General features: G+C 33.1%; 13 protein-coding genes and 1 riboswitch. Of the genes, 11 read left to right on the forward strand and 2 right to left on the reverse strand.

Annotated elements, in window-relative coordinates; all coding sequences use genetic code 11:
• Positions 1-15: 15 nt before the first annotated feature.
• The 11 genes from DFR79_RS12065 to DFR79_RS12115 all read left to right on the forward strand — a co-directional run bounded on the left by DFR79_RS12065 (position 16) and on the right by DFR79_RS12115 (position 13009).
• Positions 16-486: a GNAT family N-acetyltransferase gene (locus tag DFR79_RS12065; RefSeq protein WP_133515735.1), complete on the forward strand. Its 471-nt coding sequence runs from the start codon at positions 16-18 to the stop codon at positions 484-486.
• A gap of 133 nt (positions 487-619) precedes the next feature.
• Complete coding sequence (locus DFR79_RS12070) at positions 620-2497, forward strand: LTA synthase family protein (protein ID WP_133515736.1); 1878 nt, start codon at positions 620-622, stop codon at positions 2495-2497.
• Positions 2498-2517: 20 nt separating this feature from the next.
• Complete coding sequence (locus DFR79_RS12075; RefSeq protein WP_133515737.1) at positions 2518-3804, forward strand: hypothetical protein; 1287 nt, start codon at positions 2518-2520, stop codon at positions 3802-3804.
• A 111-nt stretch (positions 3805-3915) separates the two neighbouring features.
• Positions 3916-4032: riboswitch (FMN riboswitch) on the forward strand.
• Between the two features lie 209 nt (positions 4033-4241).
• Positions 4242-5384, forward strand: a complete 1143-nt coding sequence (ribD, locus tag DFR79_RS12080) for a bifunctional diaminohydroxyphosphoribosylaminopyrimidine deaminase/5-amino-6-(5-phosphoribosylamino)uracil reductase RibD (protein WP_133515738.1) — start codon at positions 4242-4244, stop codon at positions 5382-5384.
• 42 nt (positions 5385-5426) lie between these two features.
• Positions 5427-6089, forward strand: coding sequence for a riboflavin synthase (ribE, locus tag DFR79_RS12085; protein ID WP_243727788.1), 663 nt, complete (start codon positions 5427-5429; stop codon positions 6087-6089).
• Positions 6090-6154: 65 nt separating this feature from the next.
• A complete protein-coding gene (locus DFR79_RS12090; protein ID WP_133515740.1) occupies positions 6155-7345 on the forward strand; it encodes a bifunctional 3,4-dihydroxy-2-butanone-4-phosphate synthase/GTP cyclohydrolase II in 1191 nt (396 codons plus the stop codon).
• 98 nt (positions 7346-7443) lie between these two features.
• A complete protein-coding gene (gene ribH, locus DFR79_RS12095) occupies positions 7444-7908 on the forward strand; it encodes a 6,7-dimethyl-8-ribityllumazine synthase (RefSeq protein ID WP_133515741.1) in 465 nt (154 codons plus the stop codon).
• 126 nt (positions 7909-8034) lie between these two features.
• Positions 8035-8460 (forward strand): ferritin-like domain-containing protein, encoded by a 426-nt coding sequence (locus tag DFR79_RS12100; RefSeq protein ID WP_133515742.1) that lies wholly within the window; start codon positions 8035-8037, stop codon positions 8458-8460.
• Between the two features lie 327 nt (positions 8461-8787).
• Positions 8788-10317, forward strand: a complete 1530-nt coding sequence (locus DFR79_RS12105) for a phosphomannomutase/phosphoglucomutase (protein WP_133515743.1) — start codon at positions 8788-8790, stop codon at positions 10315-10317.
• Positions 10318-10328: 11 nt separating this feature from the next.
• Complete coding sequence (locus tag DFR79_RS12110) at positions 10329-11285, forward strand: aldo/keto reductase (RefSeq protein ID WP_133515744.1); 957 nt, start codon at positions 10329-10331, stop codon at positions 11283-11285.
• A 182-nt stretch (positions 11286-11467) separates the two neighbouring features.
• Positions 11468-13009 (forward strand): sensor domain-containing diguanylate cyclase, encoded by a 1542-nt coding sequence (locus tag DFR79_RS12115; protein WP_166638046.1) that lies wholly within the window; start codon positions 11468-11470, stop codon positions 13007-13009.
• Positions 13010-13068: 59 nt separating this feature from the next.
• Here DFR79_RS12115 and DFR79_RS12120 read toward each other — a convergent pair whose 3' ends face one another.
• Positions 13069-13458, reverse strand: a complete 390-nt coding sequence (locus DFR79_RS12120; RefSeq protein WP_133515746.1) for a GerW family sporulation protein — start codon at positions 13456-13458, stop codon at positions 13069-13071.
• A 5-nt stretch (positions 13459-13463) separates the two neighbouring features.
• Positions 13464-14165 carry a hypothetical protein gene (locus DFR79_RS12125; RefSeq protein WP_133515747.1) on the reverse strand — a complete coding sequence of 234 codons (702 nt, stop codon included), beginning with the start codon at positions 14163-14165 and terminating at the stop codon, positions 13464-13466.
• Positions 14166-14368: the final 203 nt, after the last annotated feature.

Here is a 14368-nt window from a genome sequence, read left to right on the forward strand (position 1 = left end):
TTGGGAGGAAAAACAATGCCGGATATGCTGGTTAAATTGTATGATTTACCTGATTGGAAGCAGAAAGAAAGTGAATTGGAGGAAAAAGGAATTAAAATTAAACGAGCTATTCCTCCAGAAAAGGCAAGAGTTTTAGACTGGATTGATAAGCATTTTGAAAGGGCCTGGAGCTCTGAAGCAGATGTTGCTTTTTCTAAATCACCTTTAACAATTTTTATCGCTTATCAGGAAGATAAAATTTTGGGTTTTGCCTGTTATGATACTACTGCTAAAGGTTTTTTTGGCCCGACTGGAGTCTGTAAAGAGGCAAGGGGGAATGGTCTTGGCACTGTTTTATTACTTAAATCTCTTGCATCTCTAAAAGAAGGTGGTTATGCCTATGCTGTTATCGGGGGAGCCGGCCCTGTAGAGTATTATAAGAAAGTCTGCAATGCTCTGATTATTGAAAATAGTGAAGATAGTATCTATCAGGATATGTTAATTTAAGGCAGTTGTTTCAACTTCTAAACCTTTTATAACAAAACTTCCAAAAAAATTTGCTTTTAATATTGCATCAGAACTAAAAAAAGCATAACATTAATATAGAGAACCGAAGTTAGTTTTTTGGAGGAGGATCAAGTTGAAACATTTAAATAATTTAAGCAGCAAGAAAAAGTCAATCTTTTTCTTGTTACTTATAGGATTTTTACTGAAATACAATTATTTTTACCGATATATATTTCAGACAATTTCAATATCTACTTTAATAATAAAAAACATTGTTATTATTTTAATAGCTCTGATTAGTTTTAGTTTTATATTAAAAAACAAAAAAAGAATTTATATTGTTTTTTTCTTTTATCTGCTGTTCACAGCTTTCTTTTTTGCTAATTTGTGGTACAACAAATATTTTGGCAATTACCTAAGTGTTGCTGATATGACAATGGGACAGGGAATTCGACCATTTAAAGTGCTATTTAGACAGCTTATTGGTTGGATTGATTTACTTTTTGTTTTTGAATTACCAGTTCTGGTTTATTTAATATTTTTTAGTGGAGATTTTAAAGAGGAGACAAGTTCCATTATTAAAAATAAGATTTATAGAAAAAAAGTTATAATAATTCTGCTTTTGATAATGGTACTGCTTGGAGTACATGTGTATCAGATAAATAATCTTTATGCAGTTAACAGTTTTTTGGAACTATATGAGCAGAGTACTCCTGCCTTTGTCAGTGCGTATGGAATTATTCCACTTTATATTGCTGAATATATCAGTAGGCAGACCAAAGAACCGGAAGACATTAAACAGGTCAGTGAAGAAAAAATTGTTGGAGAAGAAGAGTTGAGTCCAGAATATGAGATAGAAAATATTAAAAATATTATTGTGATCCAGCTGGAATCATTTGATGAGAAAATAATTGGTTATCAGCACAATGGCAAGCAGGTTACTCCATTTTTAAATAAATTAAGGCAGAATTCACTTTATTTTGATAATATATATGCTCAGCATGTTAATGGCAGTTTTGATGCGGAATTTTCATTTCTAACTTCTTTATATCCAATAAATAAAAATTATGCCTTTAAAACAAATGATATGACAGAATTTAATTCTCTGGTAAAAGTTTTAAAAAAGAGAGATTATAAGGTTTTAGCTTTTCATGGAAATGACGGTGATTTTTTTTACAGGAATAAAGGATATTCAGAAATGGGATTTGATCGTTTTTATTCCAGAAAAGATTTTACTATAAAAAATGCAGAAATTGGAGAAGAAAGCTATCTTGGGATTAATGACTATGATTTGTTTGATCAGTCACTTCAATATTTAGAGCAGGCTGAAAAAAAATTTTTTGCTTTTTATATAACCGTGACCAGCCACACACCTTTTGATTTTTATCCGGAAAGGTTTTCCCAGGCAGAATTTGCTGATTTAGATCCAGTAATTGTCAGAGATTATTTTAATTCTGTTTATTTTACAGACAGGTCTCTTAAAACCTTTTTTGATGGTTTAAAAGAAAAAGGTTTATATAAGAATACTCTCTTTGTATTTTATGCAGATCACAGTTCTGATCTAAAAAAGGAAAGTTATAATTCTGGTAATAACTTTTATCTGCAGAGCAATGTAAAAGAACCTGAGAATATTCCCTTAATGATTTTTCATCCGGAAATTGAAGCAGATACTATCCATAAAATTGGAACCCATACCGATATTGCTCCAACAATTCTTGATATAATGGGAGACAGGGAAAAACCGGAAGGATTTTTAGGGGTATCCTTATTAAAAGAAACAGAAAATCCTGTTCTTTTTTTACATGAGATGCCGCAAATTCTTTATCATAATAATTTATTTTTGCGAATGCCGAGAGAACCAGAAAAAGAAAGTGAGTTTAAGCGGGTTGCATTAAAAGATGAAAACACTGAGAAAGTTTCTTTACCGAAATCAAAAAAAGAAAGAATAGTTAATGTGATTAATTATATGCAGGAGATTATGAAAAAGAAGATTACTGAAGAAGAAAATTAATAAAAAAGGGAGGCCGCAGGATGAAAAAATTTTTAAAAAAAGCCTCAATTTATATTTTAGTAATGATTTTAGCTGCAGGAGTAATTTTCAGTTTAAATTATTATTATGGGCAGAGAATATCAGAGGAGATAGAGACAGACATTGCTCAAATAGCGGAAAAAAACAATTATCAAATTCGTTATGTTGAGGTTGAAAGCAATCCTCTATTACAGGAAATAAGTCTGCAGAATTTAAATTTAATCAAAGCCGATCGTTTTAATTTAATAATTAATCGGGCAGAAATAAAACTCAGCTGGCAGCAGATTATAAATTATATTCGTCAGCAGGACTTTCAGCTTGATAAAAACTTTGTCAGTACAGTCGAACAAATTAACTATTCTAATTTACAGGATAATTATCAGCTGAATCTCAGTAATTCCGAAATTAATTATGAGGGGAATATTCCTGGAGATATTTTGTCAGAGATGAGTTCAATTGAGGATCTACATCTGTTATTGGAAGATAATCACAATTTAGTTTTGAGGGCTGGGGAAGTAAAATATGATTTTCCTTATTATCGGAGTTATGGTTTGAATAATGAAAATTGGAATCGACTATCTACTTTTAATAATTTTATTATGAGAGCAAATTATAGTCAGGAAAATAGAAAATTAAGTATTGAAGAATTCAATTTAAGTGGAGACCTTTTAAAAATTATTTTCAACTTAGAATCAGCTTTAAATTATGATCAGCAAAATGATAAAATAATATTTACTCAACTACAGGGAGATTATAACTTTCTTTTAGCTGCTGAGGGGCTTCAATTTGAAGCTAATTCTTATTTTAAAAAACTTAATTTTAATCAGTTTGATTTCCAGGGGAGTCTTAATTTAGTGAGAAAAAAAGATCGTATTCAGGCCAATCAGTTGGATTTTAATTTAAACCTGAGTCAATTTAAGCTTATAATGTCAGATGCTTTAAGTCAGCAAATAAATCAAAATACTTTTGGAATTCTGGCTGCAGAAAATAAATTTGAACTTTTAATTGACAAATTTACTTATCAACAAAATTACAGCTATCCCAGTGGAAGCAGTCAGGCAACCCTGGATTCTTCTCTAGTTAAGGCTGAGCTTGAGGCAGAATATAATTATAGTGGAGGAACACCATATATCAGTACTGGTAGTTTTAGATATAAGCCCCAGACATCTAAAGTTAGACAGTTTACTTCCTTTCTGCAGCTTGTTTTAAATCAAAGGTTGGAACAGAATGAGCAGGGCTATTATGTTCTGGAATTCTGGGGAGAAGTTGATAATTTAAATTTCGAATAATGCTCATTTCATTTAAGGCAGCAGGATATTGAAACTAAAATTAAAGTAAATTTAGTAAAGATTGCTTTACAAGTCTTGTTTAAGATGCTAAAATATAAATAGAAAATTTAATAAAACTAACGAGGATGGGTGTGATTCCCTACCGGTGGTAATAGTCCACAAGTCCATTTTGGATTGATCTGATGAAATGCAGAACCGACAGTAAAGTCTGGAAGGGAGTTAGGTTATAAATTTATTAGTCTAATTTATTTTGTTGTTATTTATTTCGCTGCAAAATAATTTGATTAAGAAATTTAAATTACAATCTTTAATTATTAAAGTCCTTCCAGGTTCTGGAGGGACTTTTTCTTTTTTCTGATATTTTTAAATATATCAAAAAGCAAAAACAACTCTTAATTTATTATTAATTATTTAAATAAAGACATTGGAGGTAAAAGATGGAGAATTTTACTATGGATGATCAAAAATATATGGCAAGAGCTTTATATCTGGCCCGACTGGGTGAGGGCAGGACTTCCCCAAATCCAATGGTGGGAGCGGTAGTTGTCAAAAATGGAGAAATTATTGGGGAGGGATATCATCAGCAATATGGTGGTCCCCATGCAGAAGTAATTGCGCTCGAGGAAGCAGGAAAAAAGGCAGCTGGGGCGGATGTTTATGTAACTTTAGAGCCCTGCAGCCATTATGGTAAGACACCTCCCTGTGCACAAAAATTAATTAATTTCGGTATTGAAAGAGCTGTAGTAGCAATGGTTGATCCTAACTCCGAAGTGGCTGGAAGAGGAATCAAAATGCTCAGAGAGGCCGGAATCAAGGTTGAAGTGGGGCTTTTTAAAGAAGAAGCCCAGGTCTTAAATGAGATTTTTTTGAAATATATCCAGAGTGATTATCCCTTTATTTATTTAAAAAAAGCTCAAACTCTTGATGGTTATATTGCCAGCAAAAGCGGTGATTCTAAATGGATTACTAATTCTGCAGCCAGACTGGAAGGTCATAAACTTCGTCATAGGGTTGATGCAATTATGGTTGGAATTGGGACTGTTCTGGCTGATAACCCATCCTTAACAGCCAGATTAGAAGAAAAAGAAGGAATTGATCCCCTGCGTATTATTCTGGATCCTTTACTGGAAATTCCGCTGGATGCAAAAATAATAAATCAGGAATCTGAGGCTGATACTCTGATAATTACTTCTACTAAATTTCCACCTGCAGCTGCAGCAGCTTCTCTTAAGAAAAAAGAAAAGTTATTAAAAAAAGAAAAAGTAAAAATTATGAGTTGTAAAAGCAGCAGTGATAATTATTTTAAGGTAAGAAAAATTTTAAAAGATTTACATCAGAAGAACACAGCCAGTATATTAATAGAAGGAGGAGCAAAATTAAGTCATACTTTTTTAAAAGAAGATTTAGTGGACAAATTTTATTATTTTATTGCTCCCAAAATCTACGGAGGTAGTGATGGGATAGCCTCTTTCTGCGGCAGTGGTCCGGAACTAATGTCAGATTCAGTTGATTTAAGAATAATTGAGCAGAAAAATCTTGGAGATAATTTATTGTTAATTGCTGAGAGAAAGCGGAATTAACAAAGTAGATAATATTTATAAAATTAGTTATTCTAACTGGAGGTGGAAAATTTGTTTACCGGTATAATTCAGGAAAAGGGAAAGTTTTTAAGAAAGTATAAAGGCAGCAGCAAATATCAGCTGGAAATTAAAGCAGAAAAAGTTTTAGCTAATATAAAAAAAGGAGACAGTATTGCAGTTAATGGGGTCTGTTTGACTGTGGTTGACTTTGGCAGTGATTATTTTAGAGCTGATGTGATGCCGGAAACACTTAAGGCAACCAATTTAGGCGAACTGCAGCGGGATGCGGTTGTGAATTTAGAACAGTCTTTAAGACCGGATGATTTTATTGGGGGACATTTTGTTACTGGTCATGTTGACAGTACAGCAGTAGTTAATTCCATAAAAACTGAAGAGAACGCTCGAGTTGTTGAGCTAAAAGTGGATCAGGAAACAGAAAAATTTATAGTGCAGAAGGGATCTGTTGCTTTAAATGGAGTCAGTTTAACGGTAATGGAAATTGATAATAATATTTTAAAAGTATCACTGATTCCAGAAAGCTGGTCTGAAACAAATTTATCAATGCTGGCTGCGGGTGACAGAGTTAATATAGAAACTGATATGCTCGGCAAATATGTTTACAAAATGCTGGCTAATTCAAAAGAAACAGAGCAGTCAGAATCTGAAATATCAAAAAACTTTTTAGCAGAAAATGGATTTATTTAAAATTAAATTAAGATCTAAAAAACTAAAATAACTAAAATAAAATTTTTTCCGAAAGGAGAATTAAGATGGATAAAATAGAAGCTGCAATAGAAGATATTAAAGCAGGAAAAATGGTAGTAGTTGTTGATGATGAAGACAGGGAAAATGAAGGTGACCTGTTAATGGCTGCCGAAAAAGTGGATCAGGAATCTATTAACTTTATGATTAAAGAAGCAAGAGGTCTGGTCTGTACACCACTGGAAGAAGAAGTGGTTAAAAATCTTGATTTACCAATGATGGTAGATAAAAATACTGAGACTCACGGGACAGCTTTTACTGTATCGGTTGATCATCAGGATGTAACAACTGGTATTTCGGCTCAGGAGAGAGCACTAACTATCCAAAAACTAGTTGATCCAGATTCAAGAGCGGGAGACTTTATGCGTCCCGGTCATGTGTTTCCTCTAATTGCTAAAAAAGGAGGAGTTTTAAGAAGAGCTGGTCATACTGAGGCAGCAGTTGATTTAGCCAGACTGGCCGGCTTAAAACCAGCCGGTGTAATCTGTGAGATTATCAAAGAAGATGGAGAAATGGGTCGACTGCCTTATCTTAAAGAATTTGCCAGAAAACATGATTTAAAATTAATTTCAATTAAAGATCTAATTAAATACAGAAAAGAAAAAGATAAACTGATCAATCTGGCTGCTGAAGCCCAATTGCCAACTGAATTTGGTGATTTTAAAATTAAGGTTTATACAACAAAAGTTGATGATAAAGAGCATATTGCTATCATTAAAGGTGATATAAAAAATGAGGAAGATGTACTGGTCAGAGTTCATTCCCAGTGTATTACAGGCGATATATTTGGCTCTAAACGCTGTGACTGTGGTGAACAGCTGGCAGCAGCTTTACAATTAATAGAAGATGCAGGTAAAGGTGTTGTCCTCTACATGAGGCAGGAGGGTCGGGGAATTGGTCTGGTCAATAAGATCAAAGCTTATCAACTGCAGGATCAGGGAATGGATACTGTGGAAGCAAATGTTGCTCTGGGTTTTGATCCTGATTTAAGGAATTATGGAATTGGGGCTCAGATACTTTCAGACCTTGGTCTCTCAGCTATCCGCCTGCTGACAAATAACCCAACCAAAATTGTCGGGCTGGAAGGTTATGGACTCAAAGTGAGTGAGAGAGTCCCCTTAGAAATTGATCCCAACAAAGAGAATGAATTTTATCTCAAGGTCAAAAAAGACAAGATGGGACATCTTCTGGACTTATAGACTTAATTTATAGGTAGATACCAGGTACTAAAATCGATTTCGGGTACCTGGGACAAAATAAATGTATCACAAAACATAAAAAGGAGACTGATAAAAAAATGAAAACTTTTGAAGGAAAATTAAACGCAGAGGGAATGAAGACTGCAATTGTAGTTGGACGTTTTAATGAATTTATTTCTGGAAAACTGCTTGAGGGAGCAGTAGATGCTCTAAAAAGGCACGGAATGGATGAGGCTAAGATTGATGTAGTCTGGGTTCCGGGAGCATTCGAAATTCCTTTAACTGCAAAAAAGTTAGCTGCTAAAGAAGATTATGATGGGGTAATAGCGTTAGGGGCTGTTATTAGAGGAGAAACTCCACATTTTGATTATGTTTCAGCAGAGGTTTCAAAAGGAGTTGCTAAAGCCGGATTGGATACTGAAAAACCTGTAATATTTGGTGTTCTGACAACTGATACAATTGAGCAGGCAATCTCTAGAGCCGGCACAAAATCTGGAAATAAAGGTTATGATGCTGCAGTTTCCCTGATTGAAATGGTAAATTTGTTTAAAGAAATTGACTAGAATTTTTTTATTATTCCAAAAAAATTTAAAATTCCCTTGACTTATCTTTGATAATTTCTTATACTATTAATAGTAATAATTATTGATAAGGATCTATTTTATCAAAATAAAAAGGAGGAATACATAATGGATTTAAAATTTGACCATGAAGTTGAGTTAGGACTTACAGAAGGTACAGAGGTAGAGGATCCAGTTAAAATGAATTTTGAGGGTGAAACAGAGGAAGCAGGACTTTATCTAGCTATGGCCCGTCAGGCACAGCGTGAAGGTTATGCAGAAGCTGCAGAGGTGCTGAAGAGAATTGCCTGGGAAGAAGCAGAACATGCTTCTCATTTTGCTGAATTAAATGGAATGATTTCTGAGAGCACTAAGGAAAATATAGAAGAGATGCTTAAAGGTGAACAGGGTGCAAATAAAGGTAAAAAAGGTGCTGCAGATAAAGCAGAAGAATTAGGACTTGAGGCTGCTGCATCATATTTTAATGAGTCATCTCGAGATGAAGCTCGTCACGCTCAAATGCTGCAGGGTATTTTAGATAGATATTTTGCCTAAAACATTCTATAATAAATTGTATACTATCTAATTAAAAATTCGGATTTTTAAATTCCCTTTAGAAAATAGATTTTAAGCAGATCTATTTCTAAAGGGATTTTTTTATTTAAAAAGTGTATTTGCTTAATTGATATTGATTTAAGCTCCAGGATTAGATATACTATAAAATGAATGATATTCCTTTAAATTCAGGGTAAAAAATGATTAAAAAGTCTCTGAGAGCTTTTTTGATTGCAGGTAAAAGAAAACTTTTCGGGAATTTATTAGCCAGGCAGATTTAGCAGTACAGCAGTCTAAAAAGGCAAAAATAAAATTGGAGTGATTTTAATGTCAAAAATAAAATGGGAAAAACTTATCAGTGGGACAGATGTTAGAGGCAAGGCAATAGCAGCTGAGGGAGAAGAAGCTAATTTGACAGAGAATGCTGCAGAGGGGATTGGTTTTTCTTTTGTTAAGTGGCTTGAGGATAATTTAAATAAGGAAAGTCGGGAAATCAAACTGGCAATTGGTCATGATTCCAGGTTGAGTGCTGACAGTCTTAAATTTGCACTTGCCAGAGGCATGAAACTGGCTGGTGCTGATGTTTATAGTACTGGTCTGGCCTCAACTCCAGCGATGTTTATGTCGACAGTTTTAGAAGGTCATCAGTATGATGGATCAATAATGATTACGGCCAGCCACCTTCCTTATGATAAGAATGGTTTCAAGTTTTTTACCCGTAATGGCGGTCTGGAAAAAGAAAATGTATTAGAAATCTTAGCTATTGCAGCTGAGAAAGAAGATCATTTTTTTAAAAAAGAACTGCCAGCAATTGACCCATTAAATAAAATAGATTTAATTTCTGATTATGCAGAGCATATAAAAACAGTTATTCGAGAAAATTTAAGTTCAGAGGTTGATCAGAAGCAACCACTGGCTGATTTTAAAATTGTAGTTGATGCTGGTAATGGTTCAGGGGGGTTTTTTGTAGAAAAAATCCTGGAGGAACTGGGTGCAGATACTGAAGGTAGTCAATTTTTAGAACCGGATGGTAATTTCCCCAATCATGCTCCTAATCCAGAAGATAAAGAAGCGATGCATTCGATTCAGAAAGCAGTTTTAGAAAATGATGCTGATTTAGGAATTATTTTTGATACTGATGTTGATCGGGCGGCGGTAGTAGATAGCAGTGGTCAGGAAATAAATCGGAATAAATTAATTGCTCTGGCTGCAACAATTGTTTTAGAAAATAATCCCGGTGCAACTATCGTTACTGATTCTGTAACTTCTGTTGGCCTCAAGGAATTTATTGAAAATAAATTAGGTGGAGTTCACCACCGCTTTAAAAGAGGTTATAAAAATGTAATAAACGAAGCTAAAAGATTAGAAACTGAAGGAATTACTGCTCCTCTTGCCATTGAAACTTCAGGTCATGCTGCTTTTAAAGAAAATTATTTTCTTGATGATGGTGCTTATCTGGTAGCTAAAGTGCTGATCAAAATGGCTAATTTAAAGGTAGAAGAAAACAGAAAAATTGGGGATCTAATTGCAGATTTAAAAGAAGCAAATATCAAAGAGGAATATAGGATGACAATTCAGCTAAATGAATTTAAGGAATACGGCCAGCAGATTTTAGCTGATTTAAAAGAATTTATTAAAGAAATTGATGAGTGGGAAATTGCCCCTAAAAATTATCAGGGAGTACGTGTCAACTGTGGCGGTAATGACTGGTTTTTATTAAGATTGTCTCTCCATGATCCTGTTGTAGTTTTAAATGTGGAATGTGATAAAAAAGAAAGTTTAGCTTCAATTTTAAAAAAAATTAAAGAGTTTTTAAGTAATTATAATAAACTAAAACTTGATGCTTTAAATCAATAAGGAGGCTAATCATGAAATACAGATATCTTGGAAATTCCAACTTAAGAGTTTCTGCTGTGGGACTTGGAACCTGGGCCTATGGAAATGATACTTTTGGTCAGGTTGAGGATCAGCAGTCAATTAGAGCAATTAGAGCGGCTGTTGATGCAGGCATAAATTTAATTGATACTGCTCCTGCTTATGGTGCTGGACATGCCGAAAAAGTTGTGGGACAGGCAATTGAAGGAATAAGAGATAAAGTGATTATTGCTTCAAAATGTGGAACCCACAGAGATGGTCCCAAATATATTAGGGACTTACGTCCAAAAAGAATCCGTAAGGAATTAGAAGATTCTCTCAGGAGATTAAATGTTGAGCAGATTGACCTTTATCAGATTCACTGGCCGGATCCGGATACTCCCCTGGAAAAAAGTGTTGAAGAGCTGCTAAAATTAAAAAAAGAAGGTAAATTTAAATATCTTGGAGTTTGTAATTTTGAATTAGATATGCTGGACAAGATTTCCAGGATGACAGATGTAATTTCTTTACAGCCCCAGTATTCTCTACTTAAAAGAGATATTGAAACTGAAATTTCAACTTATTTAATAGATAATAATTTGGGTGCATTAAGTTATGGAACTCTCGGTGGTGGTATTTTAAGTGCTAAATATAAAGAAAGACCTGAATTTGATGATGAAAAAGATAAACGGTCAGGATTCTATCCATTCTTTAAGAAAGAAAACTGGCCTCAGACACAGAGCCTGATCAGACTGCTGGAAGAGATGGCCGATAAGCAAAACCAAACACCTGCCCAGATAGCGATTAACTGGTCAATAAATCGTCCCGGGATCACAACAGCTTTAGTTGGAGCCAAAAATGAGAAGCAGGCTCGAGAAAATGCAGCAGCAGCGGATTTTGAACTTACTGAAGCAGAGATGCTTGCTTTAACTCAGGAATCAGATAAAGTTATCAAAAATCTAAAAATATAGTTATCTTGTTTTAAAATAAGTAAAAAAGAACATTTATTCTGAATCCTAATTAATAAGTAGCTGAATAATTTTCTTCAAAAAGCAGTCCCTTTGGGCTGCTTTTTTGAGTTAACTATGTTTTTAGTATATAATTAATGTATACCTGCAAATTAATTTTAAGTGATTTATTGAGGATGGTAATTATGAAAAAATTTGTTTTTTTATCTAATAGATACTACTTGATGACTTTATTTTTGGTCATTATAATATTTTTTGTCTTTGTTTCTTTCAACTATTATGAAAAAATTGATGAAGAAAAATTTTTCTTAAATAAAAGTTTGAATAGACTTGAATCTGAGGTTGATATAATTTTAAATACCTATAATATAGCTGCAGATGCTGTATATAATAATGTTCTGAACAGTACCAAACTTAAAAGAATAGTTTATTATGGCTGGAAATTTGAAGATCGTCGTGACAACTACCGTCTGTATTTAAAATCTGAGCTGGAACCCTTATATGCGGATCTAAAGAAATATTATATCAGACAGCTGCATTTTCATTTTAAGGATGGCACAAGCTTTTTACGAATGCAGCACCCTGAACTTTATGGTGATCAGCTGTTTGGGTTTAGAGAAAGTGTGAAATATGTAAACACTGAACAAAAGAAATTTGTCGGCTTTGAAGAAGGTCGGATTATTAACGGTTATCGTTATATTTATCCTTTAAGTTATAAGGGGGAGCATATCGGATCAGTGGAATTGAGTTTATCTTTTCAGGCAGTAACTGAATTATTAAAGAACAATTTTGGTGGTTCAAAAGTCTTTATGATTAAAAATGAACTGGTAGAGGAAATTGCACTCCCTGTAGAACAGAATAAATATAAAACTTCTTCTACTTTTGAAAACTACAGTTATGACCAGGAAATTTATGCAGATTTGCTGCAGTCAGATAATGAGATTTCTCTGGATATTATTAAAAAAATAAATCACAAAAATAAAGAAGAACTGCTGGCCCGGACTGATGCCGAAAAATCTTTTATAGTTTCAAGTAGAATTGACGGAAATTATTATACAGCCAGCTTTATTAATATTAGAGGCATAGATGGAGAAACTAAAGCCTATTTAATTAGCTATCAGCAGAGTGAATCTCTTAACTTTATCAACCAAAAGTTCTTTACTACGATTATTATTTCACTTATTTTTTTAATTCTGACCATTATTTTACTGACCATTATTTTTTCCCATAATAATAAATTGAGATTTTTGGCTCACAATGACCAGCTAACGGGAGTCAGCAACCGCCGTGATTTAACTAATATACTGGAAAAAGAGTATGAACGCAGTCAGAGGTATAATAATACTTTTTCTTTTATAATTTTTGATATCGATCATTTTAAGTTAATCAATGATAATTACGGTCATAATACGGGTGATAGAATCTTAAAAGAGTTAAGTAATTTAGTTCAGACTAATATCCGTAAAAGTGATTATTTTGGCCGCTGGGGTGGAGAAGAATTTGTAGTGATTGCTCCTGAAAATAATCTGCAGTCAGCTAAAAAATTTGCTGAAAAATTAAGAAAAGAAATAGATAGATATAATTTTATTGAAGAAAGTAATGTAACTGCCAGTTTTGGAGTGGCAGAAATAGCTGCAGATGAAAATGTTGATCGATTGATAAAAAGGGCAGATGATGCACTGTATAGAGCTAAGGAGAAAGGTAGAAACAGAGTCGAAATTGATTGATAAGCAAAAATCTGGGTTGATCAACCCAGATTTTTTGCTGCCTTGTTTAACCTCAGCAATTATTCTTCTTTAGTCTGGGACTCTGATTTTTCTTGATCGGTGGCAGCTTTTTCTTTTCTATTCTTTGCTGCTTCAATTTTATCGATAAGCTCAGGTACTTTGTCAATTAATTTGTCCAGAGAGCCCTTGTTTTTTACAGGCATCATTGTTACTTCTGAGCCTCTAATTACTAAAATTGCGTCAGGCGAAATTTTACAGCCGACACCACCACCGCCCCCTCCGGACTTTTCTTCTTCTCCGATTCCACCGCCGAGACCAAAAGAAGCAGTAATAATTGGAATTAATGTCACCTCTCCAGCTTCAATGGGATCTCCAACAACTGTTTCAGTTTTTAAGAAATGGTCAAGTTTTTCATACATGGTTTCCAGAACATTTTCAGTACTCTGCATTTTAATCATCCTTTCTTAGAATTTGATTTATAGAGCTGCCAGAATATTTTTAGACTTCTGATTGAGAAAATAAATATTAAAAAATGAGCAATAATTTTTAATGGTATTATTTTACCACCTGTAGAACCCTCAGCTTCAAACATCACCTCCTGCCAGTTTATTCTTGCTTTAAAGTCTGGATAATCAAATAATTCTTTAAAAGTGTAATAATAGGCCAGAAAAATTCCATTATAGTAGGGATCAGCAAAGGAGAAAACAAGATTTAATTTTAAATAATCCATTTTTAAAATTTTTATAAGTTTTACAATGAATCTAAAAATGTGATTTAAATTTTTTTTATTAATCAGACTAAAATCAAATTTAAATTTAGATTTCTTTCTGGATTCTTCCGGCTTTTCTTTTTTGTTTTCAGCAGTTTTATTTACAATTTTTTCTTTAATTACCTTTTTGGATTTATTCTTCATGAATTTTGCTATGTTGTTCTCATTTATATTGATTTTCTTTTTGTAGTTTAAAATTTTAAAAAAGAATAATTGTCCCCCTGAGTCAGCTGTAAAAATAAACTGCAAAAAAAACAGTGAAAAAGCAAAGCGGAATTTTAATTGTTTTTTATATTCGAAATCAAAGGCATAATAATAGGGTAGAGCTAAGAACAGAATTATAAAGAAAATTACAAAAATTATAAATAAAAATAAAAACTGCAGCAATTTATTTCCTCCTTTGCACATTTATATTATACACAAAAAATAATTATTTGTATAGTAATCTTTTTAACAAATATCTGGATAATTCTATCTCAAATTGTATAAATTTAAGCCTCTTCGCTATTTAGTGTGGGTTTTCATTGTTCTTTTATTTAATATAGTTGAATTTATTCATTTTCATATCCAATTATGGTATACTTTACCTA

Source organism: Halanaerobium saccharolyticum, assembly GCF_004362045.1.
GTDB classification, from domain to species: domain Bacteria; phylum Bacillota; class Halanaerobiia; order Halanaerobiales; family Halanaerobiaceae; genus Halanaerobium; species Halanaerobium saccharolyticum_C.

Excerpts from the sequence above, each read along its gene's own strand:
- DFR79_RS12065 (WP_133515735.1), top strand. The coding sequence starts at position 16 with ATGCCGGATATGCTGGTTAAATTGTATGATTTACCTGATTGGAAGCAG.
- DFR79_RS12075 (WP_133515737.1), top strand. The coding sequence starts at position 2,518 with ATGAAAAAATTTTTAAAAAAAGCCTCAATTTATATTTTAGTAATGATT.
- ribD (WP_133515738.1), top strand. The coding sequence starts at position 4,242 with ATGGAGAATTTTACTATGGATGATCAAAAATATATGGCAAGAGCTTTA.
- DFR79_RS12090 (WP_133515740.1), top strand. The coding sequence starts at position 6,155 with ATGGATAAAATAGAAGCTGCAATAGAAGATATTAAAGCAGGAAAAATG.
- ribH (WP_133515741.1), top strand. The coding sequence starts at position 7,444 with ATGAAAACTTTTGAAGGAAAATTAAACGCAGAGGGAATGAAGACTGCA.
- DFR79_RS12100 (WP_133515742.1), top strand. The coding sequence starts at position 8,035 with ATGGATTTAAAATTTGACCATGAAGTTGAGTTAGGACTTACAGAAGGT.
- DFR79_RS12105 (WP_133515743.1), top strand. The coding sequence starts at position 8,788 with ATGTCAAAAATAAAATGGGAAAAACTTATCAGTGGGACAGATGTTAGA.
- DFR79_RS12110 (WP_133515744.1), top strand. The coding sequence starts at position 10,329 with ATGAAATACAGATATCTTGGAAATTCCAACTTAAGAGTTTCTGCTGTG.
- DFR79_RS12115 (WP_166638046.1), top strand. The coding sequence starts at position 11,468 with ATGAAAAAATTTGTTTTTTTATCTAATAGATACTACTTGATGACTTTA.
- DFR79_RS12120 (WP_133515746.1), bottom strand. The coding sequence starts at position 13,458 with ATGCAGAGTACTGAAAATGTTCTGGAAACCATGTATGAAAAACTTGAC.